7 protein-coding genes are annotated in these 6,671 nt (G+C 47.5%); 6 read left to right on the top strand and 1 reads right to left on the bottom strand.

Annotated elements, in window-relative coordinates:
* Nucleotides 1-239 (top strand): hypothetical protein (locus QUB20_RS05295; RefSeq protein ID WP_333291212.1); only part of this gene is annotated, 239 nt, incomplete at its 5' end.
* Between the two features lie 30 nt (nucleotides 240-269).
* Here QUB20_RS05295 and QUB20_RS05290 read toward each other — a convergent pair.
* On the bottom strand, nucleotides 270-1,088 hold the full coding sequence (locus QUB20_RS05290) for a carbohydrate ABC transporter permease (RefSeq protein ID WP_333243545.1): 819 nt from the start codon (nucleotides 1,086-1,088) through the stop codon (nucleotides 270-272).
* A 495-nt stretch (nucleotides 1,089-1,583) separates the two neighbouring features.
* On the opposite strand from QUB20_RS05290, the gene QUB20_RS05285 reads away from it, so the two are divergent.
* The 5 genes from QUB20_RS05285 (at nucleotide 1,584) to folE (ending at nucleotide 6,618) form a co-directional block, all read left to right on the top strand.
* Nucleotides 1,584-2,276, top strand: a complete 693-nt coding sequence (locus tag QUB20_RS05285; protein ID WP_333051511.1) for an aldehyde oxygenase (deformylating) — start codon at nucleotides 1,584-1,586, stop codon at nucleotides 2,274-2,276.
* A gap of 149 nt (nucleotides 2,277-2,425) precedes the next feature.
* Nucleotides 2,426-3,451: a long-chain acyl-[acyl-carrier-protein] reductase gene (locus tag QUB20_RS05280; protein WP_333051513.1), complete on the top strand. Its 1,026-nt coding sequence runs from the start codon at nucleotides 2,426-2,428 to the stop codon at nucleotides 3,449-3,451.
* A gap of 266 nt (nucleotides 3,452-3,717) precedes the next feature.
* Complete coding sequence (gene accA / locus QUB20_RS05275; protein WP_333238375.1) at nucleotides 3,718-4,698, top strand: acetyl-CoA carboxylase carboxyl transferase subunit alpha; 981 nt, start codon at nucleotides 3,718-3,720, stop codon at nucleotides 4,696-4,698.
* Between the two features lie 241 nt (nucleotides 4,699-4,939).
* Nucleotides 4,940-5,665, top strand: coding sequence for an SDR family oxidoreductase (locus tag QUB20_RS05270; protein WP_333243549.1), 726 nt, complete (start codon nucleotides 4,940-4,942; stop codon nucleotides 5,663-5,665).
* A 218-nt stretch (nucleotides 5,666-5,883) separates the two neighbouring features.
* Complete coding sequence (folE, locus tag QUB20_RS05265) at nucleotides 5,884-6,618, top strand: GTP cyclohydrolase I FolE (RefSeq protein ID WP_333051519.1); 735 nt, start codon at nucleotides 5,884-5,886, stop codon at nucleotides 6,616-6,618.
* The last annotated feature ends 53 nt before the right edge of the window (nucleotides 6,619-6,671 follow it).

Below are 6,671 nucleotides of genomic sequence, written 5' to 3'. Positions count from 1 at the left end.
TACTAAATGTTCTTGTGGAACAGGCCGGAAAGCCTGTTCTGGAGAATGGTTCAACAAATGACTACAAACTTAATTGCGTGGATTTTGTTTGTATAGTAGCGATTTCAATCGCCTCCTTCACTACAAATTCACATCTTGTACCAATGTCAGCAACAGGCTTTCCGGCCTGTTCCACAAATACTAAATGTTCTTGTGGAACAGGCCGGAAAGCCTGTTCTGGAGAATGGTTCAACAAATGACTACAAACTTAATTGCCAAGCATCTCCAACTCAATTTTTAATCCCCGTGGCCGCAATCCCCCGAATAAACTGCCGCTGACCGGCCAAAAACAGCAACACCACCGGTACAGTTCCAATTACCACCGCCGCCATCAACAACTGCCAACTGCTAGTAAACTGTTCCTGAAATTCCGCCAAAACCAACTGCACAGTCCGCAACTCCGGCCGCGTCGTAAACACCAGCGGCTTAAACAAATCGTTCCACTCCCCGATAAACGTAAACAAAAACAGCGTCACCAAAGCAGGGCGGGCCAAAGGTAACATCACCTGCCACAAAACCTGCCAGCGGTTAGCCCCATCCAGCATTGCCGCCTCCTCTAACTCCGCGGGAATTGTCATAAAATACTGGCGCAGCAGAAAAATCCCAAAACCGTTAGCCGCCGTCGGCAAAATCAGCGCCCCGTAAGTATTCAGCAGATGGCCCCACTTCAAAACCAAGAAAATCGGAATCACCAAAAGCTGAAACGGAATTACCAGCGTCGCCAAAACCCCCAACACAATCGCCTGTCGCCCGCGAAACTTCAGCCTGGCCAAGGCGTAACCGGCCAAAGCAGAAGTTACAACCTGAAAACCCGTCACTGCGATCGCCACTAGAGTAGAATTAAAGAATGCCAATAAAAAATTGCCCCGTCGCCAAGCCTCCTGATAGTTCGCAAAAGTCAGGCCTGTGGCCTTGACACCGACACCCGATGGTGATATTGAAACCAAGAATACAGCAGCCAGTGGCAGCAGCACCAGCGCAGCACCCGCCAGCAACAAAATAAAACTCAGCAGTTCCAGCGCATGAGACCTGTCAAAGGATTTACCCATAAATTTGTGAATTAACCTAAAATAATAAGCCTGTGACGTTCTCCAACCCGATCGCATCCCAGATTCCCATACAAGAACATAATAGTAGTAGAGGGAAAGAAGGAGTACCTAGGGAGGAAGTTGTGATTAGGATATAATGTTATAGATAGAGTTGGTACTGTAAAACCCTGAAAGGTGGAGACATAGACCGTATTTCTATCATCTATTTCCGGGCAAAAGATCGACTAACGACTAATTCAAGTAATTAGTAAATAGATAGCATTCTAGCGATAGTCTTTCTGGAGTGTTCGACGGCAAAAGTCCGGCAAACACGCACGCTTGACGCCAGTTTTTCCCGGAACGTCAAAGAAAAGTTCTTTGTCGAAAGCATCCTCAGCTATAATCTGTGATTTAGATGGGGTGCTTTCAAAATAGGTAAAGTGTACTGTCACTGACCCCCCATTTTAAAGGGGTTTCCCAACATCCCGCAAGCTTATATAAGGAGACTACATATCTATGCCCCAGCTTGAGGCCAGCCCAACAATTGACTTTCAAACCGAAACTTACAAAGATGCTTACAGCCGCATCAACGCCATTGTGATTGAAGGCGAACAAGAAGCTCACGATAATTACCTGACACTGGCCGAACTGTTGGCGGACAAAAAAGCAGAGTTAGTTGGCTTGTCCAAGATGGAGAACCGCCACATGAAAGGCTTCCAAGCTTGTGGCAGGAATCTTAAAGTCACGCCCGACATGGCATTTGCCAAGCAGTTCTTTTCGGAATTGCACAGAAACTTCCAAACGGCAGCGGCCGAAGGTCAGATTGTAACTTGCTTGTTGATTCAATCGCTAATTATCGAGTGTTTTGCGATCGCAGCTTACAACATCTACATCCCCGTCGCCGATGACTTTGCTCGCAAAATCACCGAAGGCGTCGTCAAAGAAGAATACAGCCACCTCAACTTTGGGGAAGTCTGGCTGCAAGCTCACTTTGAGGAATCCAAAGCCGAACTCGAAGCTGCCAACCGCCAAAACCTGCCCATCATCTGGAGACTGCTAAACTCTGTCGCAGACGATGCCCGCGTCTTGGGAATGGAAAAAGACGCTTTAATCGAAGACTTTATGATTGCCTACGGCGAAGCCCTAGGCAACATAGGCTTTAACAACCGCGATATCATGCGGATGTCAGCACAAGGCCTCGCAGCCTAGTTAACTTGGAAATAAGGAATGGGAAAAAAATTAAAAATTAAAAATTAAAAATGGGATAACTCATTTTAAAATATAAATTTTTAATCTTCCCATCTTCCATCTTCCATCTTCCATCTTCCACCTTCCATCTTCCTTCATTTGACAACTTAATGTTTGGTCTAATCGGTCACTTAACCAGCTTAGAACACGCCCAATCAGTAGCTAACGAGCTGGGCTATCCAGAATATGCCGATCAAGGTCTCGATTTTTGGTGCAGCGCACCGCCCCAAATAGTTGATCAGATCACGGTAACAAGCATCACTGGACAAAAAATAGAAGGTCGCTATGTCGAGTCCTGTTTTTTGCCAGAAATGCTAGCAACTCGCCGGATTAAAGCAGCTACTCGCAAAATCCTTAATGCGATGGCACACGCTCAAAAAAACGGGATTAACATCACTGCTTTGGGCGGCTTTTCTTCGATCATTTTTGAGACTTTCAACTTGCAGCAAATTAAGCAAATTCGCAATCTCAAGTTGGAGTTTGAACGCTTCACCACTGGTAACACTCACACAGCTTACATCCTCTGCCGCCAAGTAGAAGAAGCAGCCCCTAAATTGGGGATTGAACTTTCAAAAGCCACGGTAGCGGTTTGTGGTGCTACTGGCGATATTGGCAGTGCTGTGTGTCGCTGGCTCAATGTTAAAACAAATGTAGCAGAATTGTTGCTCATCGCCCGCGACAAAGAACGATTGCAAGATTTGCAATCAGAATTGGGTCGAGGGAAAATTATGGACTTGGAAGAAGCCCTGCCCCAAGCGGATATTGTAGTCTGGGTAGCCAGTATGCCCAAGGGAGTAGAAATTGACCCTAAGACATTGAAGCAACCATGTTTATTGATTGACGGTGGCTATCCGAAAAATTTGGCAACTCAGGTTCAGCATCCCGGAATTTACGTACTCAATGGCGGCATTGTGGAGCATTCCCTCGATATTGAGTGGAAAATCATGAAGATTGTCAATATGGATGTGCCGGGCCGACAGTTGTTTGCCTGTTTTGCTGAATCAATGCTACTGGAATTTGAAAAAATGTATACCAATTTTTCTTGGGGACGGAATCAAATTACTGTGGAAAAGATGGAGCAAATCGGTCATATTTCTGTCAAGCACGGTTTCAGACCTTTATTAATGTCAGTTTGATGTTAAAAGTCAACTGTTAAATTTGAAAATTTAATAGTTGACTTTTTCTTTGGCATCGGAATAATATTTTTCGGAGTGCAGCGCTAGCTTCCGGCTCGCGCTATATGATAATGATGATGTGACCAAATTTGATCTCATACAAAATTTAAAATTCAAAACTTCCAAATTTCCTCTCTTTTTCAGCATCCCCTGACAGGGTAGGATCTGGAAATAGTCGATCGACAAAACCTGACAAAACCTGACAAAACCTTATAGAAATTATCAGCGTGCCAAACCCAGACCGTAAACCCTTACTCTTAGATTTTGAAAAGCCCCTGGCCGAACTCGAAACCCGAATTCACCAGATTCGCGAACTCGCCGCCGAAAACAGCGTCGATGTCACCGACGAAATTCGCAAACTCGAAGCGCGTTCCGCCCAACTGCGACAAGAAATTTTCAGCAGCTTGTCCCCCATGCAGCGGCTGCAACTAGCCCGTCACCCGCGCCGCCCCAGCACCCTCGATTACATTCAGGCAATTAGCGACGAGTGGATCGAGCTTCACGGCGATCGGCGCGGCGGAGACGACCCGGCCCTCGTCGGCGGAATTGCCCGCATAGACGGGCGTCCCACAGTCATCATCGGCCATCAAAAAGGGCGCGACACTAAAGACAATATCGCCCGCAACTTCGGCATGGCGGCTCCCGGTGGCTATCGCAAAGCCCTGCGGTTGATGGAACACGCCGATCGCTTCGGAATGCCAATTTTCACGTTTATCGACACTCCGGGGGCTTGGGCGGGCTTAGAAGCAGAACAGCTCGGACAGGGAGAGGCGATCGCCTGTAACCTCCGCGAGATGTTTCGCCTCGACGTTCCCATTATTTGCACCGTCATCGGCGAAGGCGGATCCGGCGGCGCATTGGGTATCGGCGTCGGCGAGCGGCTGTTAATGTTAGAACATTCCGTCTACACCGTCGCCACCCCCGAAGCTTGCGCGGCGATTCTCTGGAAAGACTCCGGTAAAGCTAACTTGGCCGCAGAAGCTCTCAAAATCACTTCCTGGGATTTGAAAAACCTCGGCATTCTCGATCAAATAGTACCAGAGCCGATCGGCGGCGCTCACTCGAATCCCCTCAAAGCTGCCTCCATACTCAAACAAGCTTTGTTAGAAAACTTAGCAGAACTAACCCAGCTTACGGGTCAGCAGCGACGCGAACTCCGGTATCAAAAATTTCGCCACATCGGTGTATTCACTGAAATTGCGGCTTGAGCCGATCGATTCAGAGTTATCAGTTATGAGTTAAAAATTCTTAACTTTAAACTCATAACTCACAGCTCATTATTCTGCGGATCTGTCAGCAGTGTTATAATTTCTCAGGTGACACGGCTTAACAGTTCTTAATGTTTATCTCATAATTAACTGTGATCACCCGCAGCAGACAGTTGTCTAATTTGCCGATGAAGGCTGCAACGCTGTAGGGAGTTGCCGAGCGAAAGTATTAGGACACTGAATGAACCATCCAACAACAAAGCAGGCTCTGATTACCGGAGCCAGCAGCGGTATTGGCAAAGCGACGGCTCTAGCGTTCGCCGCCGAAGGCATAAATCTGGCCTTAGTTAGCCGAGAGTCGGAAAACTTAGAAGCCGTTGCCGCAGCAGCCCGAGAAGTCGGAGTGAAAGCAGAAGCTTATCCCTTAGACTTGGCAAAAATTGAGCAAGTGCAAAGCAGCATCAGCGCGATCGCAGCTCAATTGGGTGCCGTAGATATCCTGGTAAACAGCGCTGGCATGGGCTACACCGGCTCCTTGACGGAAACTTCCCTAACCGACTGGCAAAGCGTTCTAGACCTCAATCTGACTAGCGTTTGGCAGTGCATTTTAGGAGTTTTGCCCTCAATGCGCGATCGCCGATCGGGAATCATCATCAACGTTTCCTCGATCGCCGGCACCCAAGCCTTCCCCAACTGGGGAGCCTACTGCGTTAGCAAATTTGGTCTCATGGCTTTGTCTAAAACCTTAGCCGCCGAAGAACGGGCTCACGGAATTCGCGTAACAGCAATCTGTCCCGGTTCTGTCAACACTCCCCTGTGGGACACAGACACCGTGGACGCCGACTTCGATCGCAGCGCCATGTTAACCCCAGAAATCGTCGCCCAATCAATTCTGCACGCAGTTCAGTTACCAGCGAGTGCAGTAATTGAAGAAATCACGCTCATGTCCAACGCAGGAGTTTTGTGAACTTGAGATTTTAGACTGCTGGATTTTTCTCGAATTCAACAATCTTTGAATCTCTAGCTATAGCGGTTCTCAGATAAATGAGGTATACAGAAACCCTGTAATGTCAAGCTTTCCAGGTCAAAATTCGTACCTCACATTTTTGAGAAAGGCTATATATCCCCCAATCGAAAATCTAAAATCGAAAATCGAAAATCGATTCACCCTCACACCAACTTGTTATGACAATTGCATCTTCCGCCGATTCCAATGGCTCGAACTCTCTCTCGACTGACAGCATGAAACTGTTACAAACCGCAGACAACAACACCCCGCGCATCCCAACTCGACCCGATCGCAATTCCTCCCACGGTCAAGAATCCAGCGTGCCCAAACCATCAGAAGTAGGCATGGAAGAAATGATGGAGGCCGTTCGCACAATGCTGCTGGGAGTAGGAGAAGATCCTGAACGGGAAGGATTGCTCAAAACCCCAAAACGGGTAGCAGAAGCAATGCGGTTTCTCACCAGCGGTTACAGTCAATCCCTAGAAGAACTCCTCAACGGCGCTATCTTTGACGAAGGCCACAACGAAATGGTACTGGTACGAGACATCAGCGTATTCAGTATGTGCGAACACCATATGCTGCCGTTTATGGGTAGAGTTCATGTCGCTTACATTCCCAACCAAAAAGTAGTGGGATTGAGTAAATTAGCCCGAATTGCTGAAATGTACAGCCGCCGATTGCAGGTGCAAGAACGTTTGACACGCCAGATTGCTGAAGCAGTTCAGACAATATTGGAACCGCAGGGAGTAGCTGTAGTAATGGAAGCCAGCCATATGTGCATGACGATGCGGGGTGTGCAAAAACCTGGTGCTTGGACGGTTACGAGTGCCATGTTGGGCGTGTTTCAAGAGGAACAGAAAACTCGCGAAGAATTCCTGAATTTGATCCGCCACCAACCGGCATTCTTTTAGTCATTAGTTATTAGTCATTAGTCATTAGTCATTAGTCATTAGTCATTAGCCAA

Source organism: Microcoleus sp. B4-C2 (assembly GCF_036705265.1).
GTDB lineage: Bacteria > Cyanobacteriota > Cyanobacteriia > Cyanobacteriales > Microcoleaceae > Microcoleus.
Note: the sequence above shows the minus strand (reverse complement) of the source record. Positions and strands in the feature narration are given on the sequence as shown.